Origin of the sequence: Mesorhizobium vachelliae, from assembly GCF_033977325.1 — a bacterium.
Lineage (GTDB): Bacteria > Pseudomonadota > Alphaproteobacteria > Rhizobiales > Rhizobiaceae > Mesorhizobium > Mesorhizobium vachelliae.
In genome coordinates, this window is sequence record NZ_JAVIIR010000011.1 from 17,152 (window position 1) to 39,664 (window position 22,513).

Below are 22,513 nucleotides of genomic sequence, written 5' to 3' on the forward strand. Positions count from 1 at the left end.
GTTGGTTTTTATCGCAGACCAACCGGATTGTTTCTCAGGTCACCAGTGTGATGGTCGAGGCGATCAGCATGACGGCGGCGATGGCGACGAACAGCGCATAGATACGCGGCCGGTCGAGCAGCAGCGCATTGCCCGAAATCCAGGCGGACGTGGCGCCGCCGAGCGCGAACAGGAAACCGTTGCGATGGCCGAAGGACATGGAGGCGGCCATCAGGCCACCGATGATCAGCGCGCCGAACACGATGATGACGGCGACGGCATATTTCTCGAAATCATTGCCGCTGCCCATCGCCGGCCCCATCGCATTGAGATTGGGCAGGTCGTCCGGGTCGAAGGGGCTGGCCGAGCCGTATTCGTCTTGACCGAGGGATTCGCGCATCATTCGTTCTCCGCTGGGCGGCAACAAACCATCAACGCCTGCCGAGCGCAACCCGGCAAAGCCGCCACGGCGGTGCATTCGCCGTCCGGCTGATGCCCGCGTGCCACGGTTTCCCGGTGAGGTTCAACGGCGTAGCGGCGTTGCGGTTCCCAGGGCGTGATGCCGAAAGTGTGAAGCGGTTTCGGACGACGTCATGCTCCATCTCCAGCCTTGACCTACCTGGAAAAATCGCTGCGCACGATGCCATGCCGCTGCAGCTTGTCGTAGAAGGTCTTGCGCGGGATGCCGAGCGCCTCGATGGTGCGGCGGACGTCGCCGTCATTGCGACCAAGTGTCTCGCGGATGATCTCGGCCTCGTAGCGATCGAGCCGTTCGGGCAACGGCAGCGCACCGTCGCTCTCCATTGCCGCCGGGGAAGGCGTTTCGCCGACATCATCGAGCCCGAGCACGAAGCGTTCGGCGAAATGGGCGAGCTCGCGCACATTGCCCGGCCAGTCATGGTCCTTCAGATGACGCTGGATCGCGGTGGAGATCGCCGGCACGGTGCGGCGGAAGCGGGCGGCGGCGCGCTCGGCGAAATAGCCGAACAGCAGCGGCACATCGTCCCGCCTTTCGCGCAGCGGCGGAATGGAGAGCGTCACCACATTGAGCCTGTAATAGAGGTCTTCGCGGAAAGCGCCGCGCTGGCCAGGATCGCCGAGATCGACCTTGGCGGCGGCGACGATGCGCAGGTCGACCGGCCGGATTTCATTGGTGCCAAGCGGCGTCACCTCGCGCGCCTCGAGCACGCGCAGCATCTGCACCTGCGTCGACGGCGGCATGCTTTCGATCTCGTCCAGGAACAGCGTGCCGCCGCTCGAATGCTCGATACGGCCGATGCGCTTCTTCTGCGCGCCGGTGAAGGCCCCGGCTTCGTGCCCGAACAGCTCGCTTTCGATGACCGTCTCCGGAAGCGTGCCGCAATTCAACGCGACGAAATTGCCTTTGGCGCGGCGGCTCCAGCGGTGCAGCAGGCCAGCCACCACCTCCTTGCCCGAGCCGGTCTCGCCGGTCACCAGCACGTCGACATCGGTGTCGGCGATCTGCCGCAATGTACGGCGCAGCCGCTCCATCGCCGGCGTCTGGCCGATCAGCGGCAGTCCTTCCTGCGCCTGCTCGGCCGCTTCGCGCAAGGCGCGGTTTTCCATCACCAGCCGGCGTTTCTCGGCGGCACGGGCAACGCTCTGCGCCAGCCGGTCGGCGGCGAAAGGCTTGGTGATGAAATCATAGGCGCCGTCCTTGATCGCCTTCACGGCCATCGCGATATCGCCATGGCCGGTGACCAGGATGACGGGAATGTCGGGATCGAGATGCAAGACGCAGTCGAAGAGCTGCAGTCCGTCGATCTCCGGCATGCGGATGTCCGACACCACCACGCCGGCGAAATCCCTGTCGAGCGCCGCCAGCGCTTCGCTCGCCACGGCGTAGGCCGACACCGCAAAACCGGCAAGCTCCAGCGTCTGCCTCGTCGCCTTGAGCAGGTCTCTGTCGTCATCGATCAGGATCACCGGCGCTGGGTCTTGCTTGGTCATGCTGCGTCGGCTTTCGACAGATGGATGGTGAAGCGGGTTCCCTGGCCGCTGCTCGACACCTCGATGCGCCCGCCATAGTCGGCGACGATTTCCTTGGCAATGACCAGGCCGAGCCCGAGCCCTTTTTCCTTGGAGGTGTTGAAGGGCGTGAACAGGGATTTCAGGATCGCGCGCGGGATGCCCGGCCCGTTGTCGGAGACGACCAACGCCACGCCCTCGGCGGTTTCGGCGGCGGAGACTTCGACCCTCGCATCGCCGCGGCCGTCAAGCGCCTCCAGCGCATTCTGGAACAGGTTGATCAGCACCTGCTCCAGCCGCAGCCGGTTGCCCATCACCTTGAGCGCCGGCGGCGGCAGCGTGATCGCCAGCGCATCCAGCCGGCCGGCGAAGCGGCTCCTCAGCAGCACCACGGCGCCCTCGATCACGCCGCGCAGCTCAACCGGCTCGGCGGCGGTGCGGCCCTTGCGGGCAAAGGCTTTCAGCTCCTCGGTGATGGAGCCGATGCGCTCGGTCAGCGCCGCGATGGCGCCAAGGTTCTCTTCGGCCGAAGCGCTCTGCTTGCGCTCCAGGAAGACGCGCGCATTGTCGGCATAGGCGCGGATCGTCGCCACTGGCTGGTTGATCTCATGCGCGACGCCGGCGGCGACCTGGCCAAGCGTGGCAAGCCGGTTCGCCTGCACCAGCTCCTGCTGCATCACCTGCAGCTTCGCCTCGGTGCTGCGATGGTCGATGATCTCGGCCTGCAGCCGGTCACGCGCCAGGCTGAGGTCCTGCGTGCGCTCGACGACCCGGCGCTCGAGCTCGGCGCGCGCCGCCTGCTCGGCGGCGATCCGCATCTGGCCGGACTGCCTGCGCCACAACAGATAGGCGGCAAAGGCGATGAGCGGCACGAGGACACCGAGCGCCAAGAGCCGCATTTCGCGCTGCGCCGCCGCGACCGGCGCTTCGGCCGGAACGAGATAGTCGAGCCGCCACGGTGTCGACGGCACCGCGGTCGACAGCCGCAGATATTCCGCATCGCTGCCGCCAGGCGTGATGGCATGGACAAGCGCGACATCTGGGCTGAGCGGTTGCGGCTTCGTGATCGGCAAGGGCACAAGCGGCGCATCGCCGAATTGCTGATTGGCGCGGATGTCGGCCGTGACCGGAGCGGCCAGAGGCGCGACCGTCATGAAGCGCCAGGAGGGCACGCTCGTGATCAGCACCACGCCATGCGCATCGCTGACATAGGCCGGCCGGTTCGCCTCGCGCCAGTCGGACTCCAACTGGTCGAACTCCATCTTGACCACGACGACACCGAGCGGCCCCGAGGCGCCGTCGACACGGCGCGAGATGTAGAGGCCGGGACGCTTGCTGGTGTTGCCGAGCGCGAAATACTCGGCCGTGCCGGTTTCCATCGCGCCCGAGAAATAGGCCCGGAAGCCATAGTCGTTGCCGACGAAGCTCACCGGTTCGCGCCAGTTGCTGGAAGCGATCGCCAGGCCGTCCGTGCCGGTCACGTAGAGCACCGAGGCCTTGGTCCCCGACACCAGCCCTTCGAGCTTGCGGTTCAAGACGTCGATCGCGGCAGGGCTGCGTTCGCTCAGCGCGTCATGCACCTGCTGGTCCTCGGAGAGGAGCAGCGGCAGCGCGCGCGGGTTTTCCAGCACCGCGCGCAGCAGCGCCACCTTGAGGTTTGCGTCGGTGCGTCCCTGCGTCGCCAAAGCCTCGATCTCGGTCGAGCGGCCATAGAGGCCTGCGCCGTAGAGAGCTGCCGCGATAATCGCCAGCGCGGCCGCCGTAAACAGCAGCCAGGCGCGCCGCGCCCGCCCGGCAAGCAGTTCGGGCGTCGGGACGAGGACAGCGGCAGGACGTTGCAGCATGCCACATCTGTGCATGTTTTCACACAAAGCACAATTCGACCTATGCGGATAACCGCACGGAAGCTCTCGAAGCTGCCCGTCTGCGATACAAAAAAGAAAACAAAATCAATGCTCAGAAGCTTCGGGCGTCATCTGGCACGCGCGTTGCAAATGCATCCGCAGCAGCCGCGAGGCTGTGGAGGTCAACAGCCCCCAGGGAGGTCGAGCGTCTCGATCGGGGGCCGAACGGAGGACATGATGCAGACAGCAATCGCTACCGCCGAACCGCGCGGCAAAATTCCCCTTTACCGGCATCTCTATGTGCAGGTCCTAGTGGCGATCGCCGCCGGCATCCTGCTCGGCCATTTCTATCCCGACCTGGGCGCCTCGCTGAAGCCGCTTGGCGATGCCTTCATCAAGCTGGTCAAGATGGTCATCGCGCCGGTCATCTTCCTGACGGTGGCGACCGGCATCGCCGGCGTCTCCGACCTGCATAAGGTCGGCCGCGTCGCCAGCAAGGCGATGATCTATTTCCTCGTCTTCTCGACACTGGCGCTCGTCGTCGGCCTGGTCGTGTCCAACGTCATCCAGCCCGGCGCCGGCATGCACATCAATCCCGCCACGCTCGACCCGTCGAAGGTGGCGACCTTCACCGAGAAGGCGCATGACACTTCGATCGTCGGCTTCCTGATGAACATCATCCCCGACACCATCACCGGCGCGTTCGCCGAGGGCGACATCCTGCAGGTGCTGTTCTTCTCGGTGCTGTTCGGCATCGCGCTTGCGCTGGTCGGCGGGCGTGGCCGCCCCGTGGTGGATTTCCTGCAGGCGCTGACCGCGCCGGTCTTCCGCCTCGTCGCCATCCTGATGAAGGCGGCTCCCATCGGCGCTTTCGGCGCCATGGCCTTCACCGTCGGCAAATACGGCATCGGCGCGATCGCCAACCTCGCCATGCTGATCGGCACTTTCTATCTGACGTCGCTGCTCTTCGTGCTCGTCGTCCTCGGCGCCGTGGCATGGTATAACGGCTTCTCCATCCTGGCGCTGATCCGCTACATCAAGGAAGAGCTGCTGCTGGTGCTTGGCACCTCGTCGTCGGAAGCAGCACTCCCCGGCCTGATGGCCAAGATGGAGCGCGCCGGCTGCAACCGCTCGGTGGTCGGCCTGGTCATCCCGACCGGCTATTCCTTCAACCTCGACGGCACCAACATCTATATGACGCTGGCAGCGCTTTTCATCGCCCAGGCGACCGACACGCCGCTCAGCTTCGGCGACCAGATCCTGCTGCTTCTCGTCGCCATGCTGAGCTCAAAAGGCGCGGCCGGCATCACCGGCGCCGGCTTCATCACCTTGGCTGCCACGCTCTCGGTCGTGCCCTCGGTGCCGGTCGCCGGCATGGCGCTGATCCTCGGCGTTGATCGCTTCATGTCGGAGTGCCGCGCGCTCACCAACTTCGTCGGCAACGCGGTCGCGACCATCGTCGTGGCACGCTGGGAAGGCGAGCTCGACCAGACCAAGTTCGCCGCCGCCATGGCCGGCCAGCTGTCGGAAGAGGCGGACCTCGCGCTTTCGGGCGGCCTGCAGCCCGCCTAAAGCATGTCTCCCGAAAGTGGGAACCGGTTTCGGGTATGCGTAAAATCAAAAACCTAAAGCGCATGGAGCGAATCTGAAAGATCACGACGCGCTTTGGCCAACCAGCATCCTCCCGATGCCGAACAGGTCGCGGCGATCGCCGCGACCTGTTCTTTTTGCCAGCCGCCGCATAGGCTGCGCGCGCCGGATTCCCGGCGAGACATTCAACCGAGAGGGCCGTCGATGAGCAGCGCGTATCCCGAGATCTATGTCGTTCGCCATGGCGAAACGGAGTGGAGCGCCTCGGGCAAGCATACCGGACGTACCGACATTCCTCTGACGGCCAAGGGCGAGGAGGCCGCGCGCGCAGTTGGCGAGCGGCTCAAGGGGCTGACTTTCCAGGCGGTCTGGTCGAGCCCGTCGCAGCGCGCTTTCGACACCTGCCGTCTCGCCGGCTTCGGCGAGCGCGCGGTGAAGAAGCCCGACCTGCAGGAATGGGATTATGGCGCCTATGAAGGCGTGACGACCAAGGAGATCCTGTCCAAGCGCCCCGGCTGGCAATTGTTTCGCGACGGCTGTCCGGGCGGCGAGACGGCGGCCTATGTCGGCGCCCGCGCCGACGCCATCATCGCCGGGCTTCGCGCGGTTGCCGGCAATGTGCTCATCTTCTCCAGCTCGCATTTCCTGCGTGTCTTCGCGTCGCGCTGGGTCGGCCTGCCGCCCGAAGGCGGCGCGCATTTCGTGCTCGACACCGCCAGCCTCAGCATCCTCGGCTACGAGCACGACCTGACCGAGCCGGTCATCCGGCGGTGGAACCAGAAATAGTCGATCGCCGGCTCCCCCTCATCCGGCCGCTTCGCGGCCACCTTCTCCCCGGTGGGGAGAAGAGGTTGGCGCCAGCGCTCACGAGCTCCTCTCCCCACCGGGGAGAGGTCGGATTGTCCCGAATTGCTCTTGCAATTCGGTTGGCAATCCGGGTGAGGGGAGTGCTAGGCGCCGCCCAATATCGCCAGTTCCTCGGCCGTTAGATACCGCGCCTGACCCTTGGCAAGCGCGCCGAGCTGCAGACCGCCGATCGCCACCCTGATCAGCCGCAGCACCTCGACATCGAAAGCGCCGAGCAGCCTGCGGATCTGCCGGTTGCGCCCTTCGTCGAGCACTATCTCCAGCCAGGCCGTCCGCCCGCCGCTGCGCAACAGCGCGATCGAGCTTGCGGTGAGCAGCTCGCCATCGACGACCGCGCCTTGACGAAAGCGCCCGAGCATCGCGTCGTCGGGCGCTGAGGCGATCTGCACGTGATAGGTCTTGGCGACATGCGAGGCGGGGTCGAGCAAACCATTCGCCCAGCGCGTGTCGTTGCTCAGCAAAAGCAGCCCTTCGCTCGCCTTGTCGAGCCGGCCGACCGGCGACACGAAGGGCAGGTCGAGCCCTTCCAGGCAGTCATAGACGGTGCCGCGGCCTTCGGGGTCGTCCCGGGTGGTGACCAGCCCGCGCGGCTTGTTGAGCATCAGATAGACCTTGCGCTCGGCAACGACACGTTCACCGTCGACGGTGATGCGGTCGCGGTCGGGATCGATGCGCAGCAAGGCATCGCGCGCCGTCTTGCCGCCGACCTGCACGCGCCCCTCGGCGACGAGACGCTCGGCCTGCGTGCGCGAGCAGAAGCCGAGCTTGGAGAGCGCCCGGGCGAGGCTGATCTTGGGGGTTGCGGATCGTCGGTCGGGTTGGCGTGCCACTATCTTTGTCTTCGAACCTGCTCAAAACGCCGCAACCGATGCCACGCTTGGCGAAGTTGGCGCAAGCGACTCCATTCCCGGCTCGGGCCGCCAGTTTCACTCCTGCGGCGCGCTCAGCCGCCGGTAGGAGATGCCGTCGAATGTTGCCGTCACGAAGCCCTGGACCGACATTTTGCGCTTGCGCCCGTCGCTGCAGGCATAGAGCGGCCAGCCAGCCTCGCTGCACTCGCTGGCCACGCAGATCCGGCCCACGCAGTTGCCGACGGTCAGCCGGAAGCCGCCCTTGCCGGCAAATCCCTGCAGCAGGCTGCCGTCGGCCGAGCGCCATGTCCGCTGCTGAAATTCAGGCCGCAGCAGGCGAGGCTCGAGCGGCGCGGCGAGGCCGGCTGTGCCCCTGGCTCCCGCGAACAGCAGCCGGTAGCGCGCCATGCCGGTCGTGTATGCGGTGACGAGGTCGGATTCGCCCAGATATGTCGTCGCCAGATCGGAGCGGTCGAAAAGATGGGACACGCTCATATTCGCCTCTGACGGCCTCGTCAGGGCGGTGATGGCGACAACGGCCAGGCAGACGCGCAGCATCTCGATTTCCAGCAGCCATACCGATCCGGCGTGCCGGGTTGCCCGGCTGCCTGCGCCTACAATCTTTCCAATCGGGTTTTCACGCAAGCGCCCGTTCACGGGGCGCGGGATTGTCAGCCATTTGCGGCCGGCGGCAGCTCGAACAGGGTGGCGCCGTTCTCCCGCCCCCGGTCGACATAGCCGATCACGCGGAACCATTTCGCGACCTCGGGCCTGTCCAGCCAGCTGCGCGAATGTATAGGAAGGTTGCCGGCAAGCGCCTGGACGTGGCGGATGTGGCGCTTGCAGAATCGGACCGTCGCGGCGTTGAAGAAATCCTCCTGCGCGGCAAACAGCGTATCGGCGGCGTCCGCGTGCTCGTGCCAGGCGATGATCGCCACCGTCCTGTCGCCCTCGACGAGCGCATGCGCCCGGCCTTCCTTCAGATTCATCATCAGATTGTCATAGGCGCTTTTGCTGTCCTTGCCGGCCGCCACATACTCGTCCGACATTCGCTTGGACAGGCCGCGGAACACATCTTCCAGATCTCCGACCGTCGCCGCGCGTGCTCTCATTTCTCCTCCTGACAGCCCGCTGGCAGTTTGCCCCAGCAAATGAGGATCACCAAGGAAAGAAAATCCCCAATCGGGCCAATGCGAAAATCTCATTCCGCGCTGGTCGGTCCGATCCCTGACCGCGCGAGCATATAAGCATTGGCTTGAGATCGCATTTCCATTGTTGGATACTGATGGTCTTCTGGACCTGCCCGGCCCGCATCGTTGTCTCGGCACCATCAAGCGCGTCTTCCAGAAAACCGGCACTCACCAGCAGAGCCAGTTGGTCGCCATGTAGAAGACGCTGCAGCCGCTGGCCTCACTGCCGCCGCAATAACAGCGAGGCTGCGCCACAGCAGCAGCCCGAGACAGCACGTTGAATTGACAGTACGTTGAATTCGTTGGCCGCCTGCCATAAAAGGCGCAAGTTTTCGATCGGCTGGGGATATCCAGACGTGCCTGAACCTGCGGCCATGACAGGTTTGGGCTGCGCTGGCCGGCGCGCCGTCGGCAAGCGGTCGGTCCGTGAATGGTCAGGCTACAGCATTTGGGGCATGTATTGACGTCGAGCAGGCCTATCCTGATCACCGGCGCGGCCGGCTTCATAGGTTTTCACCTCTGCCGCAGGCTGCTCGCCGAAGGCCGGCAGGTTGTCGGCCTCGATTCCATGAACGAGTATTACGACATCGCCCTGAAGCAGGCGCGACTGGAGCGGCTGCAAGGGTTCGCGAACTTTCGTTTCGAGCATGTCGATCTCGCCGATCGTGATGGCATCTCGGCGGTCTTTGCCTCGGCCGCGCCGGAGATCGTCGTCAATCTCGCCGCACAGGCGGGCGTGCGCTATTCGCTGATCAATCCGCACGTCTACGCGCAAAGCAATCTCAACGGCTTCCTCAACATCCTGGAAGGGTGCCGGCAGGCCTCGGTCGGCCATCTCGTCTATGCCTCGTCGAGCTCGATCTATGGCGGCAGCACGCGCATGCCGTTTTCCGTGCACGATTCCGCCGACCACCCCTTGAGCCTCTATGCCGCCAGCAAGAAGGCGAACGAGCTGATGGCACACACCTACAGCCATCTGTTCGGGCTGCCGACGACGGGCTTGCGCTTCTTCACCGTCTACGGTCCGTGGGGACGGCCCGACATGGCCTTGTTCATCTTCACCAAGGCCATCCTCGCCGGCCAGCCGATCGATGTCTTCAACCATGGCAACATGCAGCGCGATTTCACCTATATCGACGACATCGTCGAGGGGGTGGTCCGCGTCATGCAGCATCCCGCGAAGCCCAACCCCGATTGGACAAGCGCGGCACCCGATCCCGCGACGAGTACCGCGCCGTTCAGGATACACAACATCGGCGACAGCTCGCCCGTCGAGCTGAGCCGGTTGATCGACGTCCTGGAAGACGCTCTCGGGCGCAAGGCAATCCGCAACATGATGCCGCTGCAGCCGGGCGACGTGCTTGCAACTTATGCTGACGTCACCTCGCTCGAGGAGGTGATCGGCTTCAAGCCCAGGATCCCGATCGAGATCGGCGTCCCGCGCTTCGTGGAATGGTATCGGGATTTCTACCAGGTCTGATTGCAGGCCAAGTGTGATTACGGGTCAAGTCTGGTTGCACGTTCGCGGCGACGAACCGGGCTCGCGGCTCATTCAGTCGGCCTGGCGTGCCTGCCTGTCGATCCAGAGCGCGATCAGCGTGCAGGCGGCGCCCGAAAGCAGATAGGCGCCGGCGGCGATGAGGCCGAAAGTGCCGGCCAGCAGCAGCGCGGCGAGCGGCGCGAAGCCGGCGCCGAACATCCACGCCAGGTCCGACGTCACTGCCGAGCCGGTATAGCGGTGCTGGCGCGAGAAGCTCGACGCCACGACGCCCGAGGATTGTCCGAAGCTTAAGCCCAGCAGGATGAAGCCCAGCACCATGAACACCGTTTCGCCGACGGTGCCGCCATTGAGAAGCTGCGGGGCAAAGCCGCTGAATGCGGCGATAGCCACGGCGCCGCCGCCGAGCAGGGCGCGGCGTCCGACACGGTCGGCCAGCGGCCCCGATGCGACGATCGCCGCAATGCCGAACAGCGCGCTCACCGCCTCGATCACCAGGAAGCGCTCCGGACCCTCATTGGTGAACAGGAACACCCAGGACAGCGGGAACACCGTCACCATGTGGAACAAGGCGAAGCTCGCCAGCGGCGCGAAGGCGCCGACGACAACGTTGCGGCCTTCCGTGCTGATCATGTCCCTGATACGGGTCGGCTGCAGGTCGCCGCTCTCGTAAAGTTTCGAGAATTCGGGCGTCACGACGATGCGCAGCCTGGCGAACAGCGCCACGACATTGATGGCGAAGGCGACGAAGAAGGGATAGCGCCAACCCCAGGCGAAGAAGTCTTCGGCCGAGAGGTTGGCGACGAAGAAGGCAAACAGCGAGCTGGCCACGATAAGGCCGATCGGCGCGCCGAGCTGCGGGATCATGGCATAGATGCCGCGCCGGTTCTGCGGCGCATGCAGCGCCAGAAGCGAGGGCAGTCCGTCCCATGTCCCGCCCAGTGCCAGGCCTTGCAGGAACCGGGTAAGCCCCAGCAGCCAGGCAGCGACCGCGCCGACATCCTCATAGGAAGGCAGGAAGGCCATGGCGACCGTCGAGGTGCCGAGCAGGAACAGCGCGATCGTCAGCTTGGCGCCGCGGCCATAGGCGCGGTCGATCGCCATGAACAACACGGTTCCGAACGGGCGCGCGACGAAGGCCAGCGCGAAGATGGCGAAGGAATAGAGCGTTCCGACCAGCGGATCATGCGTCGGAAACACAAGCTTGGGGAACACGATCACCGACGCGATCGCGTAAACGAAGAAATCGAAGAATTCCGACGTTCTGCCGATGATCACGCCGACGGCGATATCGCCGGCGCTGACCTGGCCGTGATGCGAGCCGATCAGCCTGCTGTCAGTTTCGGCAGTCGAAGTTTCAGCCATCTTGTCCGTTGCCACCGAGCTCGATCCGGGACGCGCGCCCGGTCTGAGATACGATTGTCATCCCATAATGCCCGGCCAGTTTCGTCAAAGCCACCCCGACTGGGCATTGGACAAATTGTCCAATGTCGTCGCGATGCCGGCGGCAGTAGCCGTTGGGCCCTATCGCATCGCAACCTGCAAAGATCCGCGCAGGGCCATCGAGGGCAGCGTTTGATGAAACGATCCGGAGTCTTGCTTCTCCTCCCGCTCGCCGTGCTGCTGAGCGGCTGCGACTTCGTCGTGCTGGCGCCTGCGGGCGATGTGGCGGCGCAGCAGCGCGACCTGCTCGTCGTTTCGACCCTGCTGATGCTGCTCATCATCGTGCCCGTCATGGCGCTGACCGTGCTGTTTGCCTGGCGCTACCGGCAATCGAGCACCACGGCGACCTATACGCCCGACTGGGACCATTCGACCAAGCTGGAGCTGGTGATCTGGGCAGCACCGCTGCTCATCATCATTTGCCTCGGCGCGCTCACCTGGCTCGGCACGCATCTGCTCGATCCCTACCGGCGCATCGACCGGATCGAGGCTGGACAGCCGGTCACGCAGGACCACAAGCCGCTCAGGGTCGACGTTGTCGCGCTCGATTGGAAATGGCTCTTCATCTATCCGGATTACGGCATCGCTTCCGTCAACGAGCTGGCGGCGCCGGTCAACCAGCCGATCGACTTCCGCATCACCTCGTCCACGGTGATGAATTCCTTCTACATCCCCGCCCTTGCCGGGCAGATCTACGCCATGCCCGGCATGCAGACGAAGCTGCACGCCGTCATCAACCGCCCAGGCACCTATACCGGCTTCTCGGCCAATTACAGCGGCGCCGGCTTCTCCGGCATGCATTTTGCGTTCCATGGCCTCTCCGACCAGGCGTTCGGCGAGTGGGTGGCGCAGGCCAAACGCGCGCAGGCCACGCTCAGCCGCGAGGCCTATCTCGAGCTCGAACGTCCGAGCGAGAACGAGCCGGTCCGCCACTATGCCTCCGTCGATCCCGACCTCTGGGGCGCCATCCTCAATCTGTGCGTCGAACCGGGCAAGATGTGCATGAACGAGATGATGTCGATCGACGCCAAGGGCGGCCTGGGGCTCGCCGGCGTGCGCAACACCTTGCCGCTGCAATATGACAAGCTTGCGCGGCGCGGGGCGGTGTTCGGCAACGACCCGTCCTATGTCGCCAGCATCTGCACGGCGGAGGAGGCGGCTGCCGCCTCGCGCGCGGCCCGTGACGACGATGACAGGGGTTGGCCGCTAAGGGACCTGTCCCCGCTACGCGGCGTTGGCCTGCTTGCGCCCGGCGCCGGCAGTCGCCGCGCCGATGCCGAGACGCGGTCGCTCGGCCTGCTGCGCTTCGAACTGTGAGGAATGGCGGATGCCTGAGTCGCTGACCAAATTCATCTTCGGCCGCCTCACTCTGGAGTCGCTGCCGCTGCACGAGCCGATCGTCGTCGGCACCTTCGTCGTGGTGGCGCTCGGCGGTCTCGCGCTTCTCGGCGCGGTCACCTATTTCAAGCTTTGGACCTATCTGTGGCGCGAGTGGTTCACCAGCGTCGACCACAAGAAGATCGGCATCATGTACATGGTGCTCGGCCTCGTCATGCTTTTGCGCGGCTTCTCCGACGCCATCATGATGCGCCTGCAGCAGGCCATCGCCTTCAACGGTTCCGAGGGCTATCTCAACGCCCATCACTACGACCAGATCTTCACCGCCCATGGCGTGATCATGATCTTCTTCGTGGCGATGCCTTTCGTCACCGGGCTGATGAACTTCGTCGTGCCGCTGCAGATCGGCGCGCGCGACGTCTCGTTCCCCTTCCTCAACAATTTCAGCTTCTGGATGACGGTCGGCGGCGCCATCCTGGTCATGGCCTCGCTGTTCGTCGGCGAGTTCGCCCGCACCGGCTGGCTGGCCTATCCGCCGCTCTCGGGCATCAATTACAGTCCCGATGTCGGCGTCGATTATTACATATGGGCGCTGCAGGTCGCCGGCGTCGGCACGACCTTGTCCGGCATCAACCTGATCTGCACCATCATCAAGATGCGCGCCCCCGGCATGACCATGATGCGCATGCCCATCTTCACCTGGACCTCGCTCTGCACCAACGTGCTGATCGTCGCGTCCTTCCCGGTGCTGACCGCGGTGCTAACGCTTTTGGCGCTCGACCGCTATGTCGGCACCAACTTCTTCACCAACGACTTCGGCGGCAACCCGATGATGTATGTGAACTTCATCTGGATATGGGGTCACCCGGAGGTCTACATCCTCATCCTGCCGCTGTTCGGCGTCTTCTCCGAGGTCACCTCGACCTTCTCCGGCAAGCGCCTGTTCGGCTACACCTCCATGGTCTACGCCACGGTGGTCATCACCATCCTGTCCTATCTGGTCTGGCTGCACCACTTCTTCACCATGGGCTCCGGCGCCAGCGTCAATTCCTTCTTCGGCATCACCACGATGATCATCTCGATCCCGACCGGGGCGAAGATATTCAACTGGCTTTTCACCATGTATCGCGGCCGCATCCGCTTCGAGCTGCCGATGATGTGGACGGTGGCCTTCATGCTCACCTTCGTCGTCGGCGGCATGACCGGCGTGCTGCTTGCCGTGCCGCCGGCCGACTTCGTGCTGCACAACAGCCTGTTCCTGATCGCGCATTTCCACAACGTCATCATCGGCGGCGTGCTGTTCGGCCTGTTTGCCGGCATCGCCTACTGGTGGCCCAAGGCCTTCGGCTTCAAGCTCGATCCGTTCTGGGGCAAGGTCTCGTTCTGGTGCTGGGTGCTCGGCTTCTGGTTCGCCTTCATGCCGCTCTACATCCTCGGCCTGATGGGCGTGACGCGCCGCATGCGCGTCTTCGACGATCCCTCGCTGCAGATCTGGTTCGTGATCGCCGCCTTCGGCGCGGTGCTGATCGCCGGCGGCATCGCCGCCTTCCTGGTCCAGATATTCGTCTCCATCCGCAAGCGCGCGGAACTGGTCGATGTCACCGGCGACCCCTGGGACGGCCGCACGCTCGAATGGTCGACCTCCTCGCCGCCGCCGGCCTACAATTTCGTTTTCACCCCCATCATCCGCGACAACGACGCCTGGTGGGACATGAAGAAGGCAGGCTACCGGCGTCCGCTCTCCGGCTTCAAGCCGATCCATATGCCGAGCAACACCGGCACCGGCGTGATCCTCGCCGCCTTCAGCGTCGCGCTCGGCTTCGGCCTGATCTGGTACATGTGGTGGCTGGCGGCGCTGAGCTTCGTCTGCCTGATCGCCACCGCGATCGGCCATACCTTCAACTACCACCGCGACTTCGACATCCCGGCGGCGGAGGTCACGCAAACGGAGGAGGCGAGGACGACGCTCCTCGCCGCTCAGGGGGCCAGGGCTTGAGCATGGCATCGACGATCACGGCCAAGGCCGAACCGGTCTTCCACCTGGAAGAGGAGCACGCGCACGCCGAAGGCGGCAGCACCATGCTCGGCTTCTGGCTCTATCTGATGAGCGACTGCCTGATCTTCGCCATGCTGTTCGCGGCCTTTGGCGTGCTCGGCGGCAATTACGCGGCCGGTCCGGCGCCGAGAGACCTGTTCGATCTCGGCCTGGTGGCGGTCAACACCACCATGCTGCTGTTGTCCTCGATCACTTATGGCTTCGCCATGCTGACCATGGACAAGGGCCGCGTCGGCGCGACGCAAGCCTGGCTTGCCGTGACCATGCTGTTCGGCCTGGCGTTCCTCTCCATCGAGCTCTACGAATTCGCGCATATGATCCGCGAGGGAGCCACCCCGCAGCGCAGCGCCTTCCTGTCATCCTTCTTCACGCTGGTCGGCACGCACGGCCTGCACGTCACCTTCGGCATCGTCTGGATGATGACGCTGATGGTGCAGGTCGCGCGATACGGCCTCATCAAGGCCAATCGCCGCCGGCTGATGTGCCTCTCCATGTTCTGGCACTTCCTCGACGTCGTCTGGATCGGCGTCTTCACCTTCGTCTATCTGATGGGGATGCTGCGATGAGCGCTCATGATCATGCCGATCACGACCACACGCATGGCGCCGCCGCGCACGGGTCGCTGAAGGGCTACCTGATCGGCTTCGTCCTGTCGGTGATCCTCACCGCCATTCCGTTCTGGATGGTCATGACCGGCGCCATCGACAACAAGCAGGCCACGGCCATCATCATCATGGCCTTCGCGGTGGTGCAGATCGTGGTGCACATGGTCTTCTTCCTGCACATGACGCCCGCCTCGGAAGGCGGATGGTCGATGCTGGCGCTCATCTTCACGGTGATCCTCGTCGTCATCGTGCTGAGCGGCTCGCTCTGGGTGATGTACCACCTCAACGCCAACATGATGCCGGGACTCCACGAGATGCGGGAGATGCCATGAGCCCTGTGTCGGGCGCGGGGAGGGCCAAGTTCGAGGCAGAAGACATGATCGGCCGGGCAGGCGCTGGCCCTCATGCCACCTCGAAGGGCTCCGCGTCGCGATTCTTGGCTGTGGCGTTAGGGCTCCTCGGCGTTCTGGTATTTCTCGGGCTTGGCATCTGGCAGCTGGAAAGGCGGGTCTGGAAACTCGACCTCATTGCCCGCGTCGACCAGCGCATCCATGCTCCGGTCGTCGATGCGCCTGGCCCCGCCACATGGGCTGATATCGACGCGGCCGGCTATGAATACCGCCATGTGCGGCTGGCCGGGCAGTTTCAAGGCGCCAACACGCTGGTGCAGGCGGTGACCGAGCTCGGCGGCGGCTATTGGGTGCTGACGCCGATGCGCGACGGCCGCGGTTTCACGGTCCTCGTCAACCGCGGCTTCGTTCCGCAGGAGCGCAAGGCGGAGTTCGAGCGGGAGAGCGGCGGTTTCACCGCGCCTGCCGAGGTCGACGGGCTGCTGCGCATCAGCGAGCCTGGCGGCGGCTTCCTGCGCAGCAATGATCCGGCCGCCGATCGCTGGTATTCGCGCGATGTCGCGGCAATCGCCAAGGCGCGCGGCCTGGCCGATGTCGCGCCCTATTTCATCGATGCTGGGGCGTCCGGCCCCGATAGCTGGCCGCGCGGCGGGCTCACCGTCGTCAAGTTTCGCAACGCGCATCTTGTCTATGCTTTGACCTGGTTCGCCCTGGCAATCGCCCTAGCCAGGCCGATCTTCGCCAACCGTCGCCAACGGGAGGCGCCAAGATGAACATTTCGATCGCGCGGCTTCATCACGACAAGTCGATCCCGGCGGCCTCCCTTGCCGGCCAGGGCAGTGCCTCGAATTCCGACGCGACGAACCGGAAGAACCTGCTGCTCCTCATCCAGCTGCGCTGGCTCGCGGTGGCCGGGCAGGTGCTGACCATCCTGGTGACGCAATACTGGTTCGCCATCCCGTTGCCGCTCACCGAGATGGCCGGCGTGGTGCTTTTCCTCATGGGGTTGAACATCTTCAGCCTGCTCGCCCTGCGCGGCAATCGCCGCATCTCCAATGCGCAGCTCTTCGTCGCGCTGATCTTCGACATGGCGGCGCTGACCACGCAGCTTTACCTGAGCGGCGGCGCCTCGAACCCTTTCGTGTCGCTCTACCTCCTGCAGATCACGCTGGGCGCGGCGCTGCTGGCACCGTGGTCCACGTGGATCCTGGTGGTTGCGGCCTCCGCCTGTTTCGTCTTCCTCATCTTCGTCTTCCAGCCGATCGCCATCCCGCATCACGGCGGCAGCGACCTTCTGGCGCTGCATCTGCGTGGCATGTTCATCTGCTTCGTGCTCGCGGCCGGCCTGATCGTCATCTTCATGACGCGCATCAACCGCAACCTGCGCGAACGCGATGCCTATCTCGCCGGCCTGCGCCAGCGTTCGGCCGAGGAAGACCACATCGTGCGCATGGGCCTACTGGCCTCAGGCGCCGCGCATGAGCTTGGCACGCCGCTCTCGACCATATCGGTGATCCTGTCCGACTGGCGCCAGATGCAGGGTGTCAAGCGCAACCGCGAGCTCTCCGAGGACGTGGCCGAGATGCAGGCGCAGATCGAGCGCTGCAAAAGCATCGTCACCGGCATCCTCATGTCCTCCGGCCAAGCCCGGGGCGAGGGCACGATCCGCACCACGATCCGCCATTTCCTCGACGACCTCGTCCAGGAATGGCGGGTCAGCCGCCAGCCCTTCAGGCTGGACTACAGGAACGGTTTCGAGCCGGACGAGCAGATCGTGTCCGACACGGCGCTGAAACAAGTGATCTTCAACGTGCTCGACAATGCGCAGGAAGCATCGCACGATTGGGTCGGCGTCACTGCCGAGCGGCAGGACGAGAAGCTGGTGCTCTCCGTCGAGGATCGCGGACCGGGTTTCGACAAGGATATTCTGGCCGCGCTCGGCCAGCCCTATATGTCGAGCAAGGGGCGGCCGGGCGGTGGCCTGGGCCTCTTCCTGGTGTTCAATGTCGTGCGCAAGCTCGGCGGCGACGTTTCGGCGCGCAACATGGCGGAGGGTGCGTGCGTTACCCTTTCGCTGCCGCTGGCGGCGCTGACCGATGGAGGCGATCGTGAAATCTGATCGATCCTTGTTTGTCGTGGAGGACGACGTGACTTTCGCGCGGACGCTCAAACGCTCCTTTGAAAAGCGCGACTACGACGTCGTGGTCTCGCACGACCGGGAGGCGCTGCTTGTCGCGCTGGAAAAGACCGTTCCGGCCTACGCCGTCGTCGATCTCAAGCTTGGAGCGGGGTCCGGGCTCGAATGCGTCAAGCTGCTCAGCGCCCGCAACCCGTCGATGCGCATCGTCGTATTGACGGGATTTGCCAGCATCGCCACGGCGGTCGAGGCAATCAAGCTCGGCGCCTGCCACTATCTGGCCAAGCCCGCCAATACCGATGACATCGAGGCCGCCTTCGGCCGCGCCGAGGGCGACGTTTCGGTGCCGCTCACCAGCCGCCCCACCTCGATCAAGAACCTCGAATGGGAGCGCATCCACGAAACGCTGGTCGAGACCGGATTCAACATCTCCGAAACCGCGCGCAGGCTCGGCCTGCACCGGCGCACGCTCGCCCGCAAGCTCGAGAAGCGCGTGGTGCAGTAGGAGGGTCGCCAGGATTATCCCTGAACCGCCACGCCCAGCACCGAGACGCAGTCGCCCGCCTTGACCAGGCCGGGAAAGTGGCGCGCGGCGAGCAATCCCGGCATCCTGGCCTTGATCTCCTGCGGCGCCTGGCCGGTGCGGCCGACCGGATGGATGCGCGCCACCACCTGGCCGTCCTGCACGGGTTCGCCGAGATCGACCATGGTCTCGATCATCCCGTCCTCCTCGGCGAAGGCGAAGCAGTCGCCCGACGGCATGTCCAGCCATTGGGTTCTAGCCTTTTCCACCGCGCCATCGACGATGCCGGCGTGGCGCAGCACGTTGAGGATGCCGCGCCGGGCGACGCGAACGGTTTCGGCGCGCGAGGTTCCGCCGCCGCCGAGCTCGGTGGTGACGAAGACCTTGCCCATCTCCTCGGCGGCAGTGTCATACATGCCGACCGCGTCGATCTCGGTCATGCGCATCGAGAACGGCGCCGAGAAGGCCTCGACCGCGGCGAAGGCCTTTTTCTCCTGCGCCTTGTCCGGAAGCGTATGCGCCGCGCAGAACGGCACGAAGTCCAGCGTCCTGCCGCCGGAGTGGAAGTCGAAGACGATGTCCGCGCGAGGGAGCAGCTCGCGCTGGAAATAGTCGGCGATCTTCTCCGTCACCGTGCCGTCGGGCCGACCGGGGAAGGAGCGGTTCATGTTGCCCTTGTCGATCGGCGAGGTGCGCGTGCCGGCGCGGAAGGCCGGATAGTTCATCGCCGGCACGATGATGACCGTGCCGGAGACGTTCTTGGGGTCGAGCGCGCGGGCGAGATCGTAGAGCGCCAGTGGCCCCTCATACTCGTCGCCATGATTGCCGCCGGTGAGCAGCGCCGTCGACCCCTTGCCGTTACGGATGACGCAGACCGGGATCATCACCGACCCCCAGGCGGAATCGTCGCGGCTGTAGGGCAGGCGCAGGAAGCCGTGCTGGACGCCGTCGCGCTCGAAGTCGACGGTCGGCGTGATCGGCGATGGACGCAGGGCTGGCATCGGCTCAGTCCTTCACGACGAGCTTGCGCGGCACATTGGCCAGGCACTCGACGCCGGTGTCGGTGATCAGGATCGACTCGGTGATTTCCAGCCCCATCGTCTCCAGCCACAGTCCGGTCATGAAATGGAAGGTCATGCCGGGCTTGAGCTCGGTGCGGTCGCCGGGACGCAGGCTCATGGTGCGCTCGCCCCAGTCCGGCGGATAGGACAGACCGATCGAGTAGCCGGTGCGGTTATCCTTGACGATGCCGTACTTCTTGAGCACCGCGAAGAAGGCGTTGGCGATGTCCTCGCAGGCATTGCCGGGCTTGGCCGCGGCAAGGCCGGCCTCCATGCCTTCCAGCGTTGCCTTCTCCGCGTCGAGGAAAGCCTGCGTCGGCTTGCCGAGGAAGACGGTGCGCGAGAGCGGGCAGTGGTAGCGGTTGTAGCAGCCGGCGATCTCGAAGAACGTGCCTTCGTTCACCTTCATCGGCTGGTCGTCCCAGGTGAGGTGCGGCGCCGAAGCGTCCGCGCCCGAGGGCAGCAGCGGCACGATCGCCGGATAGTCGCCGCCGATGCCGGCGACGCCACGCGTTCCGGCATCGTAGATCTCGGCGACGAGATCGCATTTGCGCATGCCGACCTCTATCTTGTCGACGATGCGCTGGTGCATCGCCTCGACGATACGGGCGGCCTTGCGCATATAGTCGATCTCGGTCGGGCTCTTCACCGCGCGCTGCCAGTTCACCAGCGCGGTGGCATCGGCGAAGCGGGCATTGGGCAGGTGCTTCTGCAGCGCCGCGAAGGCGGCGGCCGAGAACCAGTAATTGTCCATCTCGACGCCGATGCTGAGCTTGTCCCAGCCGCGCTCGGCCAGCACGCTGGCGAGGTAGTCCATTGGGTGTCGCTCGGTCGACTGCACATAGTGGTCGGCGTAGCCGATGATGTTGTCATGCGCGAGATAGGCGGTTCGCTTGGCGCCGTTGGCGTCCTGGCCGCGTCCGTACCAGACCGGCTCGCCCGAAGGCGGCACGATGACCGCCTGATGCACATAGAAGGACCAGCCGTCATAGCCGGTCAGCCAGGCCATGTTGGAAGGATCGCTGACGATCAGCAGATCGACCCCCTTGGCCTCCATGGCTTTCCGCGTCTTGGCGAGGCGATCGGCAAATTCGCTTCGCGAGAATTTCAGGTTTGGCTGCATCGTTCTTGGTCCTCGTTGTTGGGCCTATTTCTGTTTGAGCGTGATCTTTTCGGAAAACCGGTTCCCACTTTTCCGGATCGCGCTCTGGCCAGGTATCAGCTTTCGAAAATGGTTCCGGCATTCGCCGCCCGCGCACGGTCGCGGGTGAGCGTGGCGATCGCGGTGTCCTGCACGCCGGTGCCGGTGAGGTCGGCAATGGTGATGTCGCTGGCCGAGCGCCGGCCGGGTTTGCCGGCGATGATCTGGCCGAGTTCGACGACGTCAGCATCTGCCGCCATCACGCCGGCCTCGATGGCATGGTGAAGCTCGCCGAGCCGCCGCGTCTGCTTCGCGCTGTCTGCGACATAGAGGTCGGCCATGCGCAGGATCGCCGGCGCGATCTCGTTCTTGTGCTCGGCGTCCGAGCCCATGGCGGTGATGTGCTGGCCGGCGGAGACGAAGCCCGGCTTGATCAGCGGCTCGGTCGATGGCGTCGTGGTGACGATGATGTCTGCGCCGGCTGCCGCGTTCGCCGCATCCGGCTCGGCGCGCACCAATATGCCCAGTTTCTCTCGCAAGCGTGCGGCTGTGGCCTCCGCCCTGGCGGCATCGCGCGCCCAGATGCGCGCTTCCTCGATCGGCCGCACGAGGCGCAACGCTTCGAGCTGCAGCCCGGCCTGCACGCCGGCGCCGAAGATCGCCGCCACCTTGGAATCTTCGCGCGACAGATGCCTGGCCGCGACCGCGCCGGCGGCGGCCGTGCGGATATCGGTGAGGTAGCCATTGTCGAGCAGCAGCGCCTCGATCAGGCCGGTCTTCGCCGACAGCAGCACCATCATGCCGTTGACGCTGGGCAGGCCAAGCTTCGGATTGTCGAAGAAGCCGGGGCTGATCTTGATCGCGAAACCGTCGATACCCGGCACATAGGCCGTCTTCACGTCGACCTCGCCACGCTGCTCGGGCATATCGAGCCGAAGGATCGGCGGCATCGCCACCGGCAGCGTGGCCAGGGCGCGGAAGGCGTTCTCGACACAGGCGACCGCTTCCAGATCCAGCGTCACGATCTTGCGCAACTCGGCTTCGGTGAGGATGGTCATGCGGCTCATGCTGCGCGCTCCGCGATTGCCTCGCCGCAGACGATGCGGCGGTGCAGGCTCATGTCGATGTTACGGCCGGAGAGGATGAGAACAGTGGGGCCGCTCACTTTGACCTTGCCGGCAAGCAGCGCGCCCATGCCGACGGCGCCAGCGCCCTCGACGATCTCGCGCTCCAGTTCATAGGCATGGCGGATGCCGGCGGCGATCTCGTCCTCGGCAAGCAGGATCACGTCGTCGAGCAGGCCGCGGCACATGGCAAAGGTCAGCCGGTTGTCGAGGCCGATGCCGCCGCCGAGCGAGTCCGCCAGCGTCGACAATTCCTCGACCTGCACGGGCCGGCCGGCGTCGAGGCTGGCTTTCATCGCCGCGCCGCGCGCCATCGAGATGCCGATGACTTTCGTGCTCGGGCTCACGCCTTTGACGGCCGCCGCAACACCGGCCGCCAGCCCGCCGCCGGAGAGCGGCACCAGCACGCTTGCTGCGTCCGTGACCTGCTCCATGATCTCCAGCCCAAGCGTGCCTTGCCCGGCGATGATATCGGGATGGTCGAAGGGCGGCAGCATGACCAGCCCTTCTTCCGCCACCAGCCTGTCGACTTCCTGCTGGGCATCGTCCTGGCTGTTGCCGACGATGCGGACATCCGCGCCGAGGCGGCGGATTGCGTCGAGCTTGTTTTCCGGTACCAGCCGCGACATGCAGATCACCGCGCGGATGCCTTCGAGCTTCGCCGCATGCGCCAGCGCGCGGCCGTGATTGCCGGTCGAGGCGGCGACGACGCCGCGCGATTTTTCTTCTGCGCTCAATGCAGCGATCGCATTGGAAGCGCCGCGCAGCTTGAACGCGCCGGTGGTCTGGTGATGCTCCAGCTTGAGATGAACAGGATGGCCCGCGCGTTCCGACAGGCTTTGCGACGGCACGGTGGGTGTCCGCTCGACCTTGCCGGCAATGCGCTCACGCGCGGCGCGAATATGTTGAAGCTCGACAGTCATTTCG

21 protein-coding genes are annotated in these 22,513 nt (G+C 65.0%); 10 read left to right on the forward strand and 11 right to left on the reverse strand.

The genetic code is table 11. The annotated features are described in order from the left end of the window. Window positions 1-34: 34 nt before the first annotated feature. The 3 genes from RFM41_RS22170 to RFM41_RS22180 all read right to left on the reverse strand — a co-directional run bounded on the left by RFM41_RS22170 (window position 35) and on the right by RFM41_RS22180 (window position 3,812). A complete protein-coding gene (locus RFM41_RS22170) occupies window positions 35-382 on the reverse strand; it encodes a hypothetical protein (RefSeq protein ID WP_320251349.1) in 348 nt (115 codons plus the stop codon). 212 nt (window positions 383-594) lie between these two features. Further along, on the reverse strand, window positions 595-1,950 hold the full coding sequence (locus RFM41_RS22175) for a sigma-54-dependent transcriptional regulator (protein WP_320251347.1): 1,356 nt from the start codon (window positions 1,948-1,950) through the stop codon (window positions 595-597). After that, on the reverse strand, window positions 1,947-3,812 hold the full coding sequence (locus RFM41_RS22180; protein WP_320251345.1) for a sensor histidine kinase: 1,866 nt from the start codon (window positions 3,810-3,812) through the stop codon (window positions 1,947-1,949). The genes RFM41_RS22175 and RFM41_RS22180 overlap by 4 nt, the downstream gene beginning before the upstream one ends. 237 nt (window positions 3,813-4,049) lie before the next feature. On the opposite strand from RFM41_RS22180, the gene RFM41_RS22185 reads away from it, so the two are divergent. Beyond that, window positions 4,050-5,384: a dicarboxylate/amino acid:cation symporter gene (locus RFM41_RS22185; RefSeq protein WP_320251344.1), complete on the forward strand. Its 1,335-nt coding sequence runs from the start codon at window positions 4,050-4,052 to the stop codon at window positions 5,382-5,384. Between the two features lie 222 nt (window positions 5,385-5,606). Beyond that, window positions 5,607-6,188 (forward strand): histidine phosphatase family protein, encoded by a 582-nt coding sequence (locus RFM41_RS22190; RefSeq protein WP_320251342.1) that lies wholly within the window; start codon window positions 5,607-5,609, stop codon window positions 6,186-6,188. A 164-nt stretch (window positions 6,189-6,352) separates the two neighbouring features. Here the strand turns inward: RFM41_RS22190 and RFM41_RS22195 are convergent, their stop codons facing one another. The 3 genes from RFM41_RS22195 to RFM41_RS22205 form a co-directional block, all read right to left on the reverse strand. Further along, window positions 6,353-7,099 (reverse strand): pseudouridine synthase, encoded by a 747-nt coding sequence (locus tag RFM41_RS22195; RefSeq protein ID WP_320251341.1) that lies wholly within the window; start codon window positions 7,097-7,099, stop codon window positions 6,353-6,355. A gap of 96 nt (window positions 7,100-7,195) precedes the next feature. Beyond that, window positions 7,196-7,678 (reverse strand): hypothetical protein, encoded by a 483-nt coding sequence (locus RFM41_RS22200; protein WP_320251340.1) that lies wholly within the window; start codon window positions 7,676-7,678, stop codon window positions 7,196-7,198. A gap of 113 nt (window positions 7,679-7,791) precedes the next feature. After that, the gene (locus tag RFM41_RS22205) at window positions 7,792-8,232 is read right to left on the reverse strand and encodes a hypothetical protein (protein ID WP_320251339.1); all 441 of its coding nucleotides are present in this window, start codon (window positions 8,230-8,232) and stop codon (window positions 7,792-7,794) included. 538 nt (window positions 8,233-8,770) lie between these two features. Here RFM41_RS22205 and RFM41_RS22210 point away from each other — a divergent pair. Continuing rightward, on the forward strand, window positions 8,771-9,790 hold the full coding sequence (locus tag RFM41_RS22210; RefSeq protein WP_320251338.1) for an NAD-dependent epimerase: 1,020 nt from the start codon (window positions 8,771-8,773) through the stop codon (window positions 9,788-9,790). Window positions 9,791-9,862: 72 nt separating this feature from the next. Here RFM41_RS22210 and RFM41_RS22215 read toward each other — a convergent pair whose 3' ends face one another. Further along, window positions 9,863-11,173, reverse strand: a complete 1,311-nt coding sequence (locus RFM41_RS22215) for an MFS transporter (protein WP_320251336.1) — start codon at window positions 11,171-11,173, stop codon at window positions 9,863-9,865. A 213-nt stretch (window positions 11,174-11,386) separates the two neighbouring features. On the opposite strand from RFM41_RS22215, the gene cyoA reads away from it, so the two are divergent. The 7 genes from cyoA to RFM41_RS22250 are packed head-to-tail and all read left to right on the forward strand — an operon-like array spanning window position 11,387 to window position 18,242. Next, window positions 11,387-12,568 (forward strand): ubiquinol oxidase subunit II, encoded by a 1,182-nt coding sequence (gene cyoA, locus RFM41_RS22220; RefSeq protein WP_320251334.1) that lies wholly within the window; start codon window positions 11,387-11,389, stop codon window positions 12,566-12,568. A gap of 10 nt (window positions 12,569-12,578) precedes the next feature. Further along, entirely contained in the window at window positions 12,579-14,585 is a 2,007-nt protein-coding gene (gene cyoB / locus RFM41_RS22225; protein WP_320251332.1) for a cytochrome o ubiquinol oxidase subunit I, read from the forward strand. A gap of 2 nt (window positions 14,586-14,587) precedes the next feature. Next, window positions 14,588-15,211: a cytochrome o ubiquinol oxidase subunit III gene (gene cyoC / locus RFM41_RS22230; RefSeq protein ID WP_320251330.1), complete on the forward strand. Its 624-nt coding sequence runs from the start codon at window positions 14,588-14,590 to the stop codon at window positions 15,209-15,211. Beyond that, complete coding sequence (gene cyoD / locus RFM41_RS22235) at window positions 15,208-15,582, forward strand: cytochrome o ubiquinol oxidase subunit IV (RefSeq protein ID WP_320251329.1); 375 nt, start codon at window positions 15,208-15,210, stop codon at window positions 15,580-15,582. Before cyoC ends, cyoD begins: the two co-directional genes overlap by 4 nt. Continuing rightward, window positions 15,579-16,373 (forward strand): SURF1 family protein, encoded by a 795-nt coding sequence (locus tag RFM41_RS22240; protein WP_320251328.1) that lies wholly within the window; start codon window positions 15,579-15,581, stop codon window positions 16,371-16,373. Before cyoD ends, RFM41_RS22240 begins: the two co-directional genes overlap by 4 nt. After that, window positions 16,370-17,719: an ATP-binding protein gene (locus tag RFM41_RS22245; RefSeq protein ID WP_320251327.1), complete on the forward strand. Its 1,350-nt coding sequence runs from the start codon at window positions 16,370-16,372 to the stop codon at window positions 17,717-17,719. Before RFM41_RS22240 ends, RFM41_RS22245 begins: the two co-directional genes overlap by 4 nt. Continuing rightward, entirely contained in the window at window positions 17,709-18,242 is a 534-nt protein-coding gene (locus RFM41_RS22250) for a response regulator transcription factor (protein WP_164772005.1), read from the forward strand. The genes RFM41_RS22245 and RFM41_RS22250 overlap by 11 nt, the downstream gene beginning before the upstream one ends. Before the next feature lie 14 nt (window positions 18,243-18,256). On the opposite strand, the gene doeB is transcribed toward RFM41_RS22250, so the two are convergent. The 4 genes from doeB to eutB form a co-directional block, all read right to left on the reverse strand. Then, window positions 18,257-19,261: a N(2)-acetyl-L-2,4-diaminobutanoate deacetylase DoeB gene (doeB, locus tag RFM41_RS22255; RefSeq protein WP_320251325.1), complete on the reverse strand. Its 1,005-nt coding sequence runs from the start codon at window positions 19,259-19,261 to the stop codon at window positions 18,257-18,259. A 4-nt stretch (window positions 19,262-19,265) separates the two neighbouring features. Next, window positions 19,266-20,444, reverse strand: coding sequence for an ectoine hydrolase DoeA (gene doeA, locus RFM41_RS22260; RefSeq protein ID WP_320251324.1), 1,179 nt, complete (start codon window positions 20,442-20,444; stop codon window positions 19,266-19,268). 95 nt (window positions 20,445-20,539) lie between these two features. Next, the gene (locus RFM41_RS22265; protein WP_320251322.1) at window positions 20,540-21,529 is read right to left on the reverse strand and encodes a cyclodeaminase; all 990 of its coding nucleotides are present in this window, start codon (window positions 21,527-21,529) and stop codon (window positions 20,540-20,542) included. After that, window positions 21,526-22,509, reverse strand: a complete 984-nt coding sequence (eutB, locus tag RFM41_RS22270; protein ID WP_320251382.1) for a hydroxyectoine utilization dehydratase EutB — start codon at window positions 22,507-22,509, stop codon at window positions 21,526-21,528. Before eutB ends, RFM41_RS22265 begins: the two co-directional genes overlap by 4 nt. Between the last annotated feature and the right edge of the window lie 4 nt (window positions 22,510-22,513).